A 16,044-nucleotide genomic window follows, 5' to 3' on the forward strand; every position below is an offset into this window, starting at 1 on the left:
AAAAGCGAGAACACATGAGATCTTTCCTCAATCCGCTCCTGGTGCTTTTAGCGGTGACGCTGGGCATAACGGCAGGTTCTGCTGTTCCAGCTCTGGCCAAAGTTGAGCTCAAGGTTACCGGAGGCAACATTGAGCCGCTGCCGATAGCCATCACGGATTTTCAGGGCGCGCTTGGCGCGCAGATATCGGCAATCGTCACAGCCGATCTGAAACGGTCTGGCCTGTTCGCGCCGATCGACAAGGGCGCCTTCATCGAGAAGATCGCCAATCCGGATGCGCAGCCTCGCTTCGACGACTGGAAGGTGATCAACGCGCAGGCGTTGGTGACCGGAAGCGTCGGCAAGGAAGCGGATGGCCGCATTCGTGCTCAATACCGGCTTTGGGATACCTTTGCCGGTCAGCAGATGGCCGGCGAGCAGTTCTTCGCCAACGACGCCAATCAGCGCCGCGTCGCGCACATCATCGCCGACGCCATCTATGAACGGATAACCGGCGAGAAGGGCTATTTCGACACGCGCGTCGTCTTCATCGATGAATCCGGCGCCAAGAATGCCCGCAAGAAGCGCCTCGCAATCATGGACCAGGACGGCGCCAATGTGCGCTATCTCTCCGACGGAAAGTCGATCGTGCTGACGCCGCGCTTCTCACCGAACCGGCAGGAAATCACCTATATGTCCTATGAAAGCGGTCAGCCGCGGGTCTACCTGCTGCAGATCGAGACCGGCCAGCGCGAACTTGTGGGCAATTTCCCCGGCATGACATTTGCCCCGCGCTTCTCGCCGGACGGCCAGAAGGTGATCATGAGCCTGCTGCGTGACGACGGTAATTCCAACATCTTCGCCATGGACCTCAGAAGCCGCTCGACGACGCGCTTGACCAACTCGACCGCCATCGACACTTCGCCCTCGTACTCGCCAGACGGCAGCAAGGTAGTGTTCACCTCCGACCGGGGCGGCCGCGCGCAGATCTATGTCATGGGCGCCGACGGCTCGGGCCAGACCCGCATTTCCTTCGGCGACGGCGTCTATTCGACTCCGGTCTGGTCGCCACGCGGCGACCTTATCGCCTTCACCAAACAGAGCGGCGGCGAATTCCAGATCGGCGTCATGAAGACCGATGGGTCGGGTGAACGGATCCTGTCCTCCGGCTTCCAGCAGGAGGGGCCGACCTGGGCGCCCAATGGTCGCGTGCTGATGTTCTTCCGCGATTCGGCAGGCGGCCCCAAGCTGGTATCCGTCGATCTGACTGGCCGCAACGAACAGCCGATCCCGACTTCGAACTTTGCTTCCGACCCTGCTTGGTCGCCGTTGCTGGAGTAGTTTCGGCTGAATTGCCACACCGACTTAAAAGGGGCCGTTTCGGCCCCTTTTCCATGCCGCGGTCGCGTTTTGGCCGTATTTCCGCCTAGGGTCCGCGCCAAATGTGGCCTTGGTTTCAAGGTGAATAACCAAATATTAACCGTGTTTGTTGAATGCAGGTTAACCCAAACGTGGTTACTGGGTGATCAACGAAATCACTCGAATACGATCACTCAAAATATGAAGGAGAGGCGGCATGGGCCGTATCGCAGCACTTACCAGAAACCCGGTCATGATCGCGCTGGTGGCGATGCTCGCCATCACAGGTTGCGCCTCGAAGAAGACGCCGAACAGCGCGGCCGATCTTGGCCTCAACGGCGCCGGCGCCGCCACGCCCGGCTCGGCGCAGGACTTCACCGTCAATATCGGCGACCGCATCTTCTTCGACACCGACTCGACCTCGATCCGTGCCGACGCGCAGACGACGCTCTCCCGCCAGGCCCAATGGCTCAACCAGTACAAGCAGTACGCCATCGTCGTTGAGGGCCACGCCGATGAGCGCGGCACGCGCGAATACAATCTGGCGCTTGGCGCTCGTCGCGCCGCCGCCACCCGCGACTTCCTCGTCTCGAAGGGCGTCTCTTCCAGCCGCCTCAAGACGATTTCCTACGGCAAGGAACGGCCTGTCGCGGTATGCGACGACATTTCCTGCTGGTCGCAGAACCGCCGGGCGGTCACCACGCTGAGCGGCGCTGGTTCCTGAGGCTCTCGACCTCCGACTGGCGCGCGGAGACCGCGCGCTGGCCGGCAGCGGCAAAAATGCAACACACCTGCCTGAAAGGCGGCCTTCGGGCCGCCTTTTTCCTGTCTGGACGCTTGAAACAAAATTTGGCCGAAGTCTCGGCTCCTGCTATGAGCCGAGGGCGCTTGGCTGGTCGCATTTGATTGGAAGGCGTGGACAGGCAAACGAAATCACGGCGAGAGGCACATGCATTTGAGATCGGTTCTGAGCGGCACCCTTGCGCTGCTGCTCCTATCAGGCGTCACCGCCTTGGCTAGCGGTTCGGCGACGGGCACCCCGGCAAAGAGCGGGTTTTCCTTCCATCTGCCAGGTTTGGAGTTGCCCGGGATTTTCGGTGAGAAGAAGAAGCCGGACCAGCTTCAGATGGCACAGTCCGACGGCGCCGCCGTCACCAGCCTGGAAGAGCAACTGCGGCAGATGAACGGCAAGATCGAGGAACTCAATTTCCAGGTCCTGCAGATGCAGGAACAGATCCGCAAGCAGCAGGAAGACAACGAGTTCCGCTTCCAGCAGCTCGAAGGCGGCACGCAGGGCGGCCAGCCGCAGAAGAAGTCGGACGCCACCACCGACACCAATACCGATGTCGCCGCGGCACCGCCAAGCCAGGCGCCGGCCGATGCAGCCTCCAGCGGGGGGAAGACGGTCGAGGACGTCATCGTCGAATCACCCGTTGGCGATCCCGGCAAATTGATCCCCGGCGCCGGAGCGCCGGAAAAGACGTTCGGGACCATCACGGTCGACAAGAACGGCAACGTGATCGATGCAGGCGGCAACACCCAGGCGGCCGCGCCGGCCCAGGACAGCGCTCCGGCCCCGCAGGCCCCGGCCAAGGCCGGCAAGTCCGACGGCACGGTGGTGGCGGCTCTGCCCGCCACCAATGATCCGGAGGAACTCTATCGCAACTCCTATCAGTTCATCCTGTCGGGCGATTACAGCACGGCGGAAAAAGGCTTTCGCGACCACATCTCCCGCTTCCCGAAGAATGCGAAGGCCGCCGACGCGCATTACTGGCTGGGAGAATCGCTGCTTGGCCAGCAGAAATACCGCGACGCCGCCGAGACCTTCCTTGCCGCCAGCAAGGATTACCCCAAGGCCAAGAAAGCTCCCGACATGCTGCTGAAGCTCGGCGTTTCGCTGGTCGGGCTCAAGCAGCATGACGTGGCGTGCGCCACTTTCAGCGAAGTCGGCAAGCGCTATCCCGATATTTCCGGCGCGCTCAAGGAGCGCATCAAGCAGGAGAAGGCGCTCGCGGCGTGCTGAGCCCACACTTGCATGCCGCCGTCCGATCGCGCGACGGGCATTGATGCTCGACACCGAGCCTGATCTTTCTCACTCTCTTTTTTCCCATATCGACTTTGCCAGCGGCGCTGTCGTGGCGGTATCCGGCGGCAGCGACTCGACTGCCCTGCTCCTCCTTCTCAAAGAACATCTCGATCGAACCGCACCGGCAACGAAATTGCTGGCGGTGACGATCGATCATAGATTGCGGCCCGGCTCGGCGGCGGAAGCGCGGGCGGTAGCGATGCTATGCACCGCATATGCAATCCCCCACCGGGTCCTGTCCTGGTCTGGGCCCAAGCCCTCGACAGGCCTGCCCGCGGCCGCACGCGAAGCGCGCTACCGGCTATTGGCCCAGGCCGCGCGCGCCGAAGGCATGGGCCTGATCCTGACCGGACATACCGCCGACGACCAGGCGGAGACGGTGCTGATGCGACAGGCACGCCAGGAAGGCCTAGGACGCGATGAGGGCCGGGGCCACGTCGATATGACGGGCCGAGACCACGCCGACATCACGGGCCGGGGGCTTGCGGGCATGGCGCCGGCTACCCTCCACGACTGCCGCGACTGGATCGTGCGGCCCCTGCTCGGCACGCGGCGTTCGGCGCTGCGCGATTTTCTGCGGCGACGGCAGATCGGATGGGCGGAGGATCCGACCAACACGGACAGTGCTTTCGAAAGGCCTCGCATGCGAACGGCTCTTGCCGAGGAGGGCGGCGGACGGCTTGTGAACGATGCGCTGGCGCTGGCCGAACGAGAAGCGGCGGCACGCTGCCGGCTTGGTGGCGCCGCGGCGGATTTGATCGTCCGCTTCGCCGCCCGGCCCGCCGCCGGGCTCATCCGCCTCGACCCGGCTTTGCTGACCTGTGGCGACGAACCGGCGGCCATCTATGCATTGCGCATCCTGCTGGCCACGCTCGGCGGGGTCGGGTTCCTCCCCGATCTGGCCCGTGGCGAGGCGCTTTTCGGCCGGCTGAAGACTGGATTTCTTTGCGCCACATTGTCGCGGACCGTGGTCGATTTCCGCCGTGCTGGGATCTTCCTGCGCCGCGAGGCGCGCGGCTTGCCGCCAGCCGCCACGGCCATGGGCACTATGGTCTGGGATGGCCGCCGCCAGATCACATTGGACGACGTCCATCGCACAATGTTGATCGCGCCGTTGGGTCAGGCTGAAGCTAAGCGTCTGGTCGTCGACGAGGGGGAAATCCCGCCGAGCCTGGCGCGTGCCGCCCTGGCGACGGAGCCTGCTCTGTGGAAAGCCAGTGAGGTCCTTGCATTGCCGGGCGTGTCGGAGCCGCTCGTCGCGCCCTTCGCCCGGTTCCTGCCGTCCTTCGATCTGGCGCCGGCACGGGCCGTTGGCCGGTTGATCGGCGCGGCGCCGTTCCCGGCTTCGCCTCTCAGAGGCGACGGTACCGAGCGACGGGGCGCGAAAGCTTAACCCAGACGTGCTGTTCTGCTTGGCAAGGCAAGGCGCTCTCCCTATGTTAGGCGCAAGTTTCCTCTCATGATGTGTCCGCCTGGCGGACGCCAACGGGACAATTGATGAATCCGAACTATCGCAACCTCGCGCTCTGGGCGATCATAGCAGTCCTGCTCATTGCGCTGTTCAATCTGTTCCAGACGCCGCAGACACGCGGGGCATCGAGCGACGTGCCTTACTCGCAGTTCCTGCAGGACGTCGCGGCGGGCCGGGTCAAGACCGTGACCATCGCCGGCGCCCGGATCAGCGGCACCTACACGGACAATGCCAGCGGCTTCCAGACCTATTCGCCAGGCGATCCGGCGCTGGTTTCGCGGCTGCAGGACAAGAACGTCACCATCAATGCGCGGCCCGAGACCGACGGCTCCAACACGCTGTTCGGCTATCTTATTTCGTGGCTGCCGATGATCCTCATCCTCGGCGTGTGGATATTCTTCATGCGGCAGATGCAGTCCGGCTCCGGACGAGCCATGGGCTTCGGCAAGTCGAAGGCCAAGCTGCTCACCGAGGCGCATGGGCGCATCACTTTCCAGGATGTCGCCGGCGTCGACGAGGCCAAGGAAGACCTAGAAGAGATTGTCGAATTCCTGCGCGATCCGCAGAAGTTCCAGCGGCTTGGCGGCAAGATCCCGCGCGGCGTGCTGCTCGTCGGTCCTCCCGGAACCGGCAAGACGCTGCTCGCGCGTTCGGTTGCCGGCGAGGCCAATGTGCCGTTCTTCACCATTTCCGGTTCGGACTTCGTCGAGATGTTCGTCGGCGTCGGCGCCAGCCGCGTGCGCGACATGTTTGACCAGGCCAAGAAGAATGCGCCCTGCATCATCTTCATTGATGAAATCGACGCGGTCGGCCGCCATCGTGGGGCAGGCCTTGGCGGCGGCAATGACGAGCGCGAACAGACGCTCAACCAGCTGCTGGTCGAGATGGACGGCTTCGAATCCAATGAGAGCATCATCCTGATCGCGGCCACCAACCGTCCGGACGTGCTCGACCCGGCTTTGCTGCGTCCGGGCCGCTTCGACCGTCAGGTGACGGTGCCGAATCCGGACATTGCCGGCCGTGAGAAGATCCTCAAGGTGCATGTGCGCAACGTTCCTTTGGCTCCGAATGTCGATCTCAAAGTGATTGCCCGAGGGACGCCTGGCTTCTCCGGCGCCGACCTTGCCAACCTTGTCAATGAGAGCGCTCTTCTTGCCGCTCGGCGAAACAAGCGCCTTGTCACCATGGCCGAATTCGAAGACGCCAAGGACAAAATCATGATGGGCGCCGAGCGCCGTACATTGGCGATGACGGACGATGAGAAGAAGAACACGGCCTATCATGAGGCAGGCCATGCGCTGATCGCCGTCAAGGTCGCCGGCATCGACCCGATCCACAAGGCGACGATCATTCCCCGCGGCCGCGCTCTGGGCATGGTGATGACCCTGCCAGAAAACGATCGCGTGTCGTTCTCGCGGGAAAAGGCGGTGGCTCAGCTGGCCATGTTGTTTGGCGGGCGGGAAGCCGAAATCTACAAGTTCGGCCCGGCAAAAGTGACGAGCGGTGCCTCCGGCGACATCCAGATGGCAACCAACCTTGCCCGCGCCATGGTCATGGAATGGGGCATGAGCGAGAAGCTCGGGCGTGTTCGTTACAAGTCGAACCAGCAGGAGGTTTTCCTCGGCCATTCGGTGGCGCAGTCGACGCATATGTCTGACGAAACAGCCAAGATCATCGACGATGAGGTGCGCATGCTGATCGAGGATGGCGAGACCACGGCGCGCAATCTGATCAAGAAGCACGCCAAGGATTTCGAGGCCATCGCGCAGGGTTTGCTCGAGTATGAGACGCTTTCCGGCGAGGAGATCAAGCAGTTGATCGCCGGCCACAAGCCTTCGCGCGACCTGGGCGACGATTCACCGCCAAGCCGCGGCTCGGCTGTGCCGAAATCCGGACGGCGCAAGAAGGGCCCCGAGCCTGAAGGCGGAATGGAACCGCAGCCGACCAGCTAAGCCTGGGAATAGTCGATTTGAGCGAACGCCGCGGCCTGACCGCGGCGTTCTTGTTTTGAGAGGGCGAAAACCGCAAGTCAGCCAATCTCCCCCTCGTGGGGAAGATGTCCGGCGGGACCAGGCTGGGCGCTGGCCCGGCGACTTTTCTGGAGCCGTTCATCGCTTTATGGAGCCGTCGAACCGCTTCCTCAAGGAAAGCCGTTAGGGCGGTTCACCGTTTCATGGTAACGGCAGAGCGCTCTAACTTTTGTCTTTACGCAATTCCGTACGGAAACCCGCTTCACACTTTTCCTGGAATTGCCCTAGGCGCTTTCGCTCCTCTCCTGGAATTGCGATATCGTTGGGAGCTGCGGTCCTTCACGCCCCCCTGCCGGGCGTCACGCAGTTGGCAACGTCGCCAACGGCGGCGCTCCTCAAAGCACTGGAGAGCCCCGTCTGAGACCGCCGATAAAAAAGCCCGCGAGCCTTGGGGCTCGCGGGCCTTGTTTTCTCAGATGCGGGTGTCGATCAGCTCTTCAGCTTGGCATTGCACAGGCTGTAGAAGCCGCCACCCTTCTGGATCCACTTCAGGCCGCCGAGCGTGTTGGCGTCCTTGTTGAGGTAGTACTGTTCGAGGCAGGTATGCATGCGGCCCTTGGCCGGGGTCTCGCTGGCGAATTTCGGCGAGATGGCAGTCGGGAAGGTAACGCCCTGCGGTGCCGGAGCCGTTGGCTTAGCCGGCTCGCTCTTGTACTTGGCTTCGCTCGGAGCCGGAACGGTCTCGTCTTCAGCAGCGCTGGCGCCGCACTCGGCCTTGCGGAAGTCGTTCCACTTCATGCCGTTCAGGGTATTGGCCGTCTTGGCGGATTGATACTTGGTGCTGCACTCGGCCATGGTCAGGCTCTTGCCCGAAGCGTCGGCCGCGGCTGTCGTGGTTGCGGCCTTCGTGGCAGCGGGCTTGGTCTCGGCGGCGGCGGAAGCGCCGGCTGCGCATTCGGCCTTGCGGAAGTCGTTCCACTTCATGCCGTTCAGCGTACCCGCTGCCTTCGCGGCTTGATACTTGGCGCTGCATTCCTTGGACGTCAGGCCTTTGGCGGTATCCTCGGCCGCGGCTTTGGCAGGCTTCGCTTCAGCCGGTTTCGTTTCGGCAGCCTTGGAAGCCGCGGGCTTAGCCGTCTCGGGCTTGGCGGCTGCCGGCTTGGTATCGGTCGCGGCGGCTGCGTCGGTGCCGCACTGCGCCTTTCGGAACTGGTTCCAGGTCGCGCCGGCAAGTGTGCCCGCGTCCTTGGCCGCGTTATACTTCGTGCTGCATTCGGCCATCGTCAACGCGCTGGCTGGCGAAGCCAAGTACAACGTCGCCACGGCAAGGCCGGTCAAAGTAACAAGTCGGTGGATGAGCATAGCGTTTCTCCGTTGCGGCAGCCCATGATACGTCCCTGCAAATCAATAGCGCTCAACGGTCGGTTGCGCCAGATGGCAAGTGGCGTAAATTTGGGCAAAAGTGCCCGTCTCTCAATAAGGTGATGAAATCATTGTGCGATGTCGGGGCGAAGCGGGCCTTTCAGCCGGGTGCACCTGCGTCAATTTGCTCGCATAGCGCGTATTCCCCGGGTGCGAAGGCGCATTCCGGGGCGCCACGCCCATACTTTGCAGTGCATCCACGCAAAGGACTTGGTAACATATAATCACACAATGTGATAAAAGTACGCCCATCGATTGTGGCAGGACGTTGCCCGGGAAGCGTCAGGGGATTCGACTGAAATGGCAGGGACTTATTTCGGCACGGACGGCATTCGCGGGCGGGCCAACAAATTTCCGATGACTGCGGAAATCGCCATGCGAGTGGGCATGGCCGCCGGCCTCTCTTTTCAGCGCGGAAGCCATCGTCATCGCGTCGTGCTGGGCAAGGATACGCGGCTGTCCGGCTACATGATCGAGAACGCGATGGTTGCCGGGCTCTGCGCCGCCGGCATGGACGTGTTCCTGCTCGGACCGATCCCGACACCGGCGGTCGCCATGCTGGTGCGGTCGTTGCGCGCCGATATCGGCGTGATGATCTCGGCCTCGCACAATCCCTACTACGACAATGGCATCAAGCTGTTCGGCCCCGATGGCTACAAGCTCTCCGATGAGATCGAGGAGCGCATCGAGGCCATGCTCGACAAGGATATCGAACTGTCGCTCGCCGATTCCGACGGGCTAGGGCGCGCCAAGCGCGTCGATGGCGTGCATGACCGTTACATCGAATTCGCCAAGCGCACACTGCCGCGTTCGATGTCGCTTTCGGGCCTCAGGATCGTCATCGATTGCGCCAACGGCGCCGCCTATAAGGTGGCTCCAGAGGCGCTGTGGGAACTCGGCGCCGAAGTGGTGGCCATCAATGTCGAGCCCAACGGCTTCAACATCAACAAGGAGTGCGGCTCTACCCATCCCGCCGGCCTGCAGAAGAAAGTACACGAAGTGCGCGCCGATATCGGCATCGCGCTCGATGGGGACGCCGACCGTGTCGTCATCGTCGATGAGAACGGAGCGATCGTCGACGGCGACCAGATCATGGCAATGATCGCCGAGTCCTGGCACCAGAGCGGACGGCTTGCCGGAGGGGGCGTCGTTTCCACCGTGATGTCCAATCTCGGGCTCGAGCGCTTCCTTGGCGACATGAAGCTGCAATTGCACCGAACCAAGGTCGGGGACCGGTATGTCGTCGAGCATATGCGGGCGCATGGGCTCAATGTCGGCGGCGAACAATCCGGCCATATCGTGCTGTCGGATTTCTCGACCACGGGCGACGGCTTGGTCTCGGCGTTGCAGGTATTGGCCTGCATCAAGCGCCAGGGGCGGCCGGTCAGCGAACTGTCGAGGAAGTTCGAACCGGTGCCGCAACTTCTCAAGAACGTCACCATTTCAGGCGGCAAGCCGCTCGAGGAAGCTCCGGTGAAGGCAGCTATCGAAGACGCCCGCAGTCGCCTCGGCAAGGCCGGTCGTCTGGTCATCCGGCCTTCGGGCACCGAACCGCTCATCCGCGTCATGGCCGAAGGCGACGACCCGGCACTGGTCGAAGCTGTCGTGAACGACATTATCGGCGTCATTTCGGAGAACCGCAGCGCCGCCTGACCAAGCGCGCGTCACGGCTGGAATTTCAAAGCCCGCCTCACGGCGGGCTTTTTGTTGCCGTCAGCGTCGACCGGCCCAGCCCTCAGAACCCTCCCTTGTCTTAATTGTAAATATTCGTGGTTAAGCAACAGGGTTAAATGCCTTTTAACCTTTGGGATTCATTATCCACGACTGAAAGACAATCGCATTCGGACACGATCGCCGTTCCGACCTTCCAGGGGTGACAAGCATGTTCAATACAGTAAGAAAGGCCTTGTGCGCGGCGCTGTTCGCCGGCATGGCAGGATCGGCGTTCGCAGCCGATTTCGTGGAGCCTCCGGTGGTCGAACAGGCGCCTCCGGAGCCGGTCTATGAACAGCCGGCCGATGTCGGCGGCTGGTACATTCGCGGCGACATCGACTATCACAAGTCGAGGTTCCGCGGCGCGGACTACATAACTTATGGAACGCCTGCGGGCGGTACCGGCAGCTTCGACACCGGATCGCTCAAGGGCGGGTTTTCGGCCGGCGCTGGTGTCGGTTATCAGATCACCAACCATTTCCGGGCCGACTTCACGGGCGACTACTGGTTCAAATCCAAATTCAACGGCAGCACGTCGTGCGGCTCCTGCTTCTCGACGGAAGTCGGCCACTTTTCGGCGCTGCTGTTGATGGCAAATGCCTATGCCGATCTCGGTACATGGCATGGCGTCACACCTTACGTCGGCGCCGGCATTGGCGGCGCGCATGTCAAATGGGACTCCATCAGCGACCCCAACACCACCGAATTCAACCCGGGATCGTCCAACTGGCGTTTTGCCTATGCTCTGATGGCCGGCGCATCGTACTGCATGACCGATCGCGTCAAGCTCGACGTCGGCTATCGCTACAGCCACATTCAGGGCGGCCGCATGTTCGAGTTTGATGCCACCAGCGCCGGGCCCGGCTTCGACCACGGGTTCGACACTCATGAGGTACGCGGTGGCCTTCGCTACCAGTTCGGCAAGTCGGACTGCGCCCCGCCGCAGCAGGCCTATGCGCCCGAGCCGGAGCCGGTCTACACCAAGTAACCGGTTCGAAATATCCTAAATCGGTAACCGCCCGGCGCAAGCCGGGCGGTTTTCGTTGGGGTCCGGGGCAAACGATGCCCTTGCGAAATGAATCCGATAACGCTCTGTTAGCCTTAACCGCCACTTAACCACTATGGTTAACAATGCTCCCAGAAACGATGGCAGCCTCCGATATTTCGGAGGCACCAAATCCGGGAGTCGGGGACATGAAACTCATTATGCGCATGGCGCTTGCCGCAGTCGCTCTGGCGCCGCTGACGCCGGTGCACGCGGCCGATTATGATCCGCCCATCTATGTCGACCAGGCGCCGGACTATGTGCCGGTCGAGGTCGGCTCGGGCTGGTATCTGCGCGGGGACGTCTCCTATCTGGCGCAGAAGAGCTTCAAGGACGACAATTTTGCCTTCACGCCCGCCAGTTTCAGCGAGAAGGAAGATCCGGTCTTCGCCAGCATCGGCTTCGGCTACCATTTCAACGACTATCTGCGTGCCGATCTCAATCTCGGCTATTTGCCTGGCAACAAGGTCGGCATGAGCTATGACGACACAGGTATCGTGGACCCGCCGGCGGGGACAGCGGCATCGGCATCCCTGAAGAACTATGCCTACTCGCTCATGCTCAATGGCTATGTCGATCTCGGAACCTATGTCGGCATCACCCCATATGTCGGCGCCGGTGTCGGCGTCGTCCAGAGCAAGCGCAGCCTTTCGGCGAGCTATTTCACCAACAATGATGACCCGACCGACGATTTCGTATTGAGCGACGAGAAGACCAAATATTCGCTCGCCTATACGCTGAACGCAGGCCTTGCCTACCAGCTCACGAAAAACGTTTCCGTCGATCTCGGCTATCAGTATTTTTCGGCGCCCGACGCCGAATATGTCTCCACCGCAAACCTGGACACCTACCCCGTCCACAAGGGGATTAGCAATCATCAGGTCAAGCTCGGTCTGCGCTACGATCTCTGGTAGGCGCCGAGGATCAATCAGGACGGGCTTCCCGTTCACGCTAAACGGGTGTCCCGTCAGCGACAAAAACTTTGCTCTTGACGCCTGAAGCCTGAACGCATATCGCCGTCCGTGGGCCACCCCTCCCCAACGAGGGGCCACTATCTGGAAGGATAGACCACGATGACGACTCATACGAAGCCCGGACTCCGTCCGGCAAATCCCAATTTTTCTTCAGGTCCCTGCGCCAAACGCCCCGGCTGGTCGGTCGAGGCGCTGAAAGCGGCTGCGCTTGGCCGTTCCCATCGCGCCAAGATCGGCAAGTCCAAGCTCGAACAGGCGATCGCGCTGACGCGCGAAATCCTCAAGGTTCCGGCCGATTACCGCATCGGCATCGTGCCGGCGTCGGATACCGGCGCCGTCGAGATGGCGCTGTGGTCGCTGCTCGGCGAGCGCGGGGTCGACATGGTCGCCTGGGAGAGCTTCGGCTCGGGTTGGGTGACCGACGTGGCCAAGCAATTGAAACTTGCCGACATGCGCAAGATCGAGGCCGGTTATGGCGAATTGCCCGACCTGACCAAGATCGATTTCGACCGCGACGTCGTCTTCACCTGGAACGGCACCACGTCGGGCGTGCGCGTGCCAGACGGAGATTTCATCCCGGCGGACCGCAAGGGCCTGACCATCTGCGACGCGACCTCGGCCGCCTTTGCGCAGAGGCTCGACTTCGAAAAGCTCGATGTCGTCACTTTCTCCTGGCAGAAAGTGCTGGGCGGCGAAGGCGCACATGGCATGCTCATCCTGTCGCCGCGGGCGGTCGAGCGGCTGGAAACCTACAAGCCGGCCTGGCCGCTGCCGAAGATCTTCCGCCTGACCTCGGGCGGCAAGCTGATCGAAGGCATCTTCAAGGGCGAGACCATCAACACGCCGTCGATGCTGTGCGTCGAGGACTATCTCGACGCGCTCAACTGGGCGAAGTCGGTCGGTGGGCTCGAAACACTGATCGCGCGGGCGGACGCCAATGCCGCGGTGCTCGATCGCTTCGTCGGCACGTCATCCTGGCTCGGTCATCTCGCCGTCCAGGAGGAGACAAGGTCGAACACTTCGGTCTGCCTGTCGTTCACCGATCCGGACGTGTGCGCGCTGGACGTCGACGGACAGGCGGCTTTCGCCAAGGGCCTGGTCTCGGCGCTCGACAAGGAAGGCGTCGCCTATGACATCGGCTCCTATCGCGACGCACCGCCCGGCCTGCGCATCTGGTGCGGTGCGACAGTCGAAACTTCCGATCTCGAAGCGTTGCTGCCCTGGCTGGACTGGGCCTTCGCCGCGCAGAAGGCGTCGCTGAAGGCGGCTGCCTGAGATCAGACTGGCGGCTTTCGGGCCGCCCATTTCCCTGATCAATTCCATTTCAAGGAGGCCGCCATGGCGCCCCGTGTTCTCGTCTCTGACAAACTCTCTCCCACCGCCGTGCAAATCTTCAAGGATCGCGGCGTCGAGGTCGACTATCTGCCGGACCTCGGCAAGGACAAGGAAAAGCTGCTCGAAGTGATCGGCCAGTATGATGGGCTCGCCATCCGCTCGGCGACGAAGGTCACGGAGAAGCTGATCAACGCGGCGACCAGACTCAAGGTCATCGGCCGCGCCGGCATCGGTGTCGACAATGTCGACATCCCTGCGGCGAGCCGGAAGGGCATCATCGTGATGAACACGCCGTTCGGCAATTCGATCACGACGGCCGAACACGCTGTCGCAATGATCTTCGCGCTCGCCCGCCAGATCCCGGAAGCCAACGCCTCGACGCATGCCGGCAAGTGGGAGAAGAACCGCTTCATGGGTGTCGAGATCACCGGCAAGACCCTGGGCGTCATAGGCTGCGGCAATATCGGCTCGATCGTCGCGACGCGGGGCGTCGGTCTGAAGATGCATGTCATCGCCTTCGATCCGTTCCTGTCGGACAAGCGCGCCGAGGAACTCGGCGTCGACAAGGTGGAATTGGACGAACTCTTTGCCCGCGCGGACTTCATTACGCTGCACACGCCGCTGACCGACAAGACGCGCAACATCATCGATGCGGCGGCGATCGCGAAGATGAAGAAAGGCGTGCGCATCATCAATTGCGCACGCGGCGGGCTGATCGTCGAGGCCGACCTGGTCGCCGGGTTGAAAAGCGGCAAGGTGGCGGGCGCCGGCGTCGATGTGTTCGAGGTCGAGCCAGCCGAACAGAACGAGCTGTTCGGCATGGAGAATGTCGTGGCGACGCCGCATCTTGGCGCCTCCACGGCGGAGGCGCAGGAGAATGTCGCGCTGCAGGTGGCCGAGCAGATGTCCGATTATTTGATCAAGGGCGCCGTCTCCAACGCCATCAACATGCCGTCGATCACAGCCGAGGAAGCGCCGCGGCTGAAGCCGTTCGTCAAGCTCGCCGAGGTGCTCGGCGCCTTTGTCGGCCAGGTCACCGAGGATCCGATCAAGGAAGTCGAGATCCTGTTCGACGGGTCGACCGCGACCATGAACACCCGAGCGCTGATCAGCGCGGCGCTTGCCGGACTGATCCGGCCACAGGTCGCCGACGTCAACATGGTGTCGGCACCGATCATGGTGAAGGAGCGCGGCATCATCGTCGCCGAGGTCAAGCGCGACAAATCGGGCGTGTTCGACGGCTACATCAAGCTCACCGTCAAGACCGAGCATATGACGCGCTCGATCGCCGGCACCTGCTTTTCCGACGGAAAGCCGCGCTTCATCCAGATCAAGGGCATCAACCTCGACGCCGAGGTCGGCCAGCACATGCTCTACACCACCAATGCCGACGCGCCGGGCATCATCGGCCTGCTCGGCACGGTGTGCGGCGAGAATGGCGTCAACATCGCCAACTTCCAGCTCGGCCGAAACCGGCCGGGAGGCGATGCCATCGCGCTGCTCTATCTCGACGCGCCGTTCCCGGAGACCGTGCTGGAAAAGGTCAAGGCGCACAAGTCGATCGACTCGGCCAAACGCTTGCAGTTCGATATCAGCTCGATGTGAGCCTGGACTGCGTCGACCAGGAAGGCGGGGACCGAGTCCCCGCCTTCCTGGTCAGGGTGTCGCGGCTGAAGACGACTTCGCAATCTTGCGCCCGCTATATTCCGCAAGGCCGATACCCCCCAGCACCAGCACAAGCGCCAACCCCTGGTAGAGTTGGAACGTCTCGCCGACGATCATCACCGAAAGCAACGTGCCGAAGATCGGTACCAGGTTGATGAACAGGCCGGCGCGGTTGGCGCCGATCAGTTCGTTGCCCCTGATATAGGAAATCTGCGAGATGATCGAAGCGCCGATCGCCGTATAGAGGATGACCGCCCAGCCGTGCGTGTCGGGAACGATCACCTTGCCGGCAGCGACCTCCCACAGGAAAAACGGCAGCGAGGTGACTAGTGCCGCTACCGACAGGGACAGCATCAGGCTCTGCCAATGCATCGACGGTTTCAGCCGCAGACCGACCGAATAGCCGCTGTAGAAAACGACCGCGACCAGCATGATGGCGTCGCCGAAATTGAGTTCCAGCGTCAGAAGCCGGCGCGGGTCGCCGTGACAGGCTGTCAGGATGACCCCGGCGATGGTCAGCACCACGCCGGCAATCTGGGCCCAGTTCACGCGCAGGCGGAAGAAGACGAAATTGGCTGTCATGATCAGGATCGGCATTGCCGCCTGTTCGATGGAGACGTTGATCGCCGTCGTGTAGTTCAGCGCCGTGTAGAAGATCGTGTTGAACAGCGTGAAGCCGCTGGCGCCAAGGGCTGCCAGGACAAACCAGTGCCTGCGGACCACCGGCCAGTCGGTCTTTATCGTGCGCCAGCCGATCGGCAGCATGATGAGGACGGCCAGCGCCCAGCGCAAGAAGACAAGCGTCATCGGCGATACATGATCGACGGCAAGCTTGCCGGCCACCGAGTTGCCGCCCCACAGCAAGGTGGTGAGCAGCAGGAATAGATAGGCATTTCGACGCATCGCTGGATCCAGGGTGCGGCGGCAAACCGCGTTGTTAGCCGGGGCCTATTGCCCCGACCGGCGCAAGTAAATGATGTCAAAGCCGAAAATTGTTGTGCCTGGGGGTATTTTCGACGGCAAAGA

At 62.2% G+C, this 16,044-nt stretch carries 12 protein-coding genes; 10 read left to right on the forward strand and 2 right to left on the reverse strand.

What is annotated here, in order from left to right; all coding sequences use genetic code 11:
• The first annotated feature begins 14 nt into the window (after positions 1-14).
• The 5 genes from tolB to ftsH all read left to right on the forward strand — a co-directional run bounded on the left by tolB (position 15) and on the right by ftsH (position 6,846).
• Positions 15-1,319: a Tol-Pal system beta propeller repeat protein TolB gene (gene tolB, locus LB513_RS07560; RefSeq protein WP_224662835.1), complete on the forward strand. Its 1,305-nt coding sequence runs from the start codon at positions 15-17 to the stop codon at positions 1,317-1,319.
• Between the two features lie 235 nt (positions 1,320-1,554).
• Positions 1,555-2,061 carry a peptidoglycan-associated lipoprotein Pal gene (pal, locus tag LB513_RS07565; protein WP_224662836.1) on the forward strand — a complete coding sequence of 169 codons (507 nt, stop codon included), beginning with the start codon at positions 1,555-1,557 and terminating at the stop codon, positions 2,059-2,061.
• A 225-nt stretch (positions 2,062-2,286) separates the two neighbouring features.
• Positions 2,287-3,360 (forward strand): tol-pal system protein YbgF, encoded by a 1,074-nt coding sequence (gene ybgF, locus LB513_RS07570; RefSeq protein WP_224662837.1) that lies wholly within the window; start codon positions 2,287-2,289, stop codon positions 3,358-3,360.
• Positions 3,361-3,403: 43 nt separating this feature from the next.
• Positions 3,404-4,816: a tRNA lysidine(34) synthetase TilS gene (gene tilS / locus LB513_RS07575; RefSeq protein ID WP_224662838.1), complete on the forward strand. Its 1,413-nt coding sequence runs from the start codon at positions 3,404-3,406 to the stop codon at positions 4,814-4,816.
• Positions 4,817-4,920: 104 nt separating this feature from the next.
• A complete protein-coding gene (ftsH, locus tag LB513_RS07580) occupies positions 4,921-6,846 on the forward strand; it encodes an ATP-dependent zinc metalloprotease FtsH (protein ID WP_224662839.1) in 1,926 nt (641 codons plus the stop codon).
• 507 nt (positions 6,847-7,353) lie between these two features.
• On the opposite strand, the gene LB513_RS07585 is transcribed toward ftsH, so the two are convergent.
• Positions 7,354-8,226, reverse strand: coding sequence for a hypothetical protein (locus LB513_RS07585; protein WP_224662840.1), 873 nt, complete (start codon positions 8,224-8,226; stop codon positions 7,354-7,356).
• Between the two features lie 360 nt (positions 8,227-8,586).
• Between LB513_RS07585 and glmM the strand changes: the two genes are divergently transcribed.
• The 5 genes from glmM (at position 8,587) to serA (ending at position 14,958) form a co-directional block, all read left to right on the forward strand.
• Entirely contained in the window at positions 8,587-9,939 is a 1,353-nt protein-coding gene (gene glmM, locus LB513_RS07590; protein ID WP_224662841.1) for a phosphoglucosamine mutase, read from the forward strand.
• 229 nt (positions 9,940-10,168) lie between these two features.
• Positions 10,169-10,987, forward strand: coding sequence for an outer membrane protein (locus tag LB513_RS07595; RefSeq protein WP_224662842.1), 819 nt, complete (start codon positions 10,169-10,171; stop codon positions 10,985-10,987).
• Between the two features lie 206 nt (positions 10,988-11,193).
• A complete protein-coding gene (locus LB513_RS07600; protein WP_224662843.1) occupies positions 11,194-11,958 on the forward strand; it encodes an outer membrane protein in 765 nt (254 codons plus the stop codon).
• 159 nt (positions 11,959-12,117) lie between these two features.
• Complete coding sequence (locus tag LB513_RS07605) at positions 12,118-13,293, forward strand: phosphoserine transaminase (protein WP_224662844.1); 1,176 nt, start codon at positions 12,118-12,120, stop codon at positions 13,291-13,293.
• Positions 13,294-13,356: 63 nt separating this feature from the next.
• The gene (serA, locus tag LB513_RS07610; RefSeq protein WP_224662845.1) at positions 13,357-14,958 is read left to right on the forward strand and encodes a phosphoglycerate dehydrogenase; all 1,602 of its coding nucleotides are present in this window, start codon (positions 13,357-13,359) and stop codon (positions 14,956-14,958) included.
• Positions 14,959-15,009: 51 nt separating this feature from the next.
• Here the strand turns inward: serA and LB513_RS07615 are convergent, their stop codons facing one another.
• Complete coding sequence (locus tag LB513_RS07615; RefSeq protein WP_224662846.1) at positions 15,010-15,921, reverse strand: DMT family transporter; 912 nt, start codon at positions 15,919-15,921, stop codon at positions 15,010-15,012.
• Positions 15,922-16,044: the final 123 nt, after the last annotated feature.

The sequence above is a fragment of the Mesorhizobium sp. ES1-1 genome (assembly GCF_020164785.1).
Classification (GTDB): Bacteria; Pseudomonadota; Alphaproteobacteria; order Rhizobiales; family Rhizobiaceae; genus Mesorhizobium.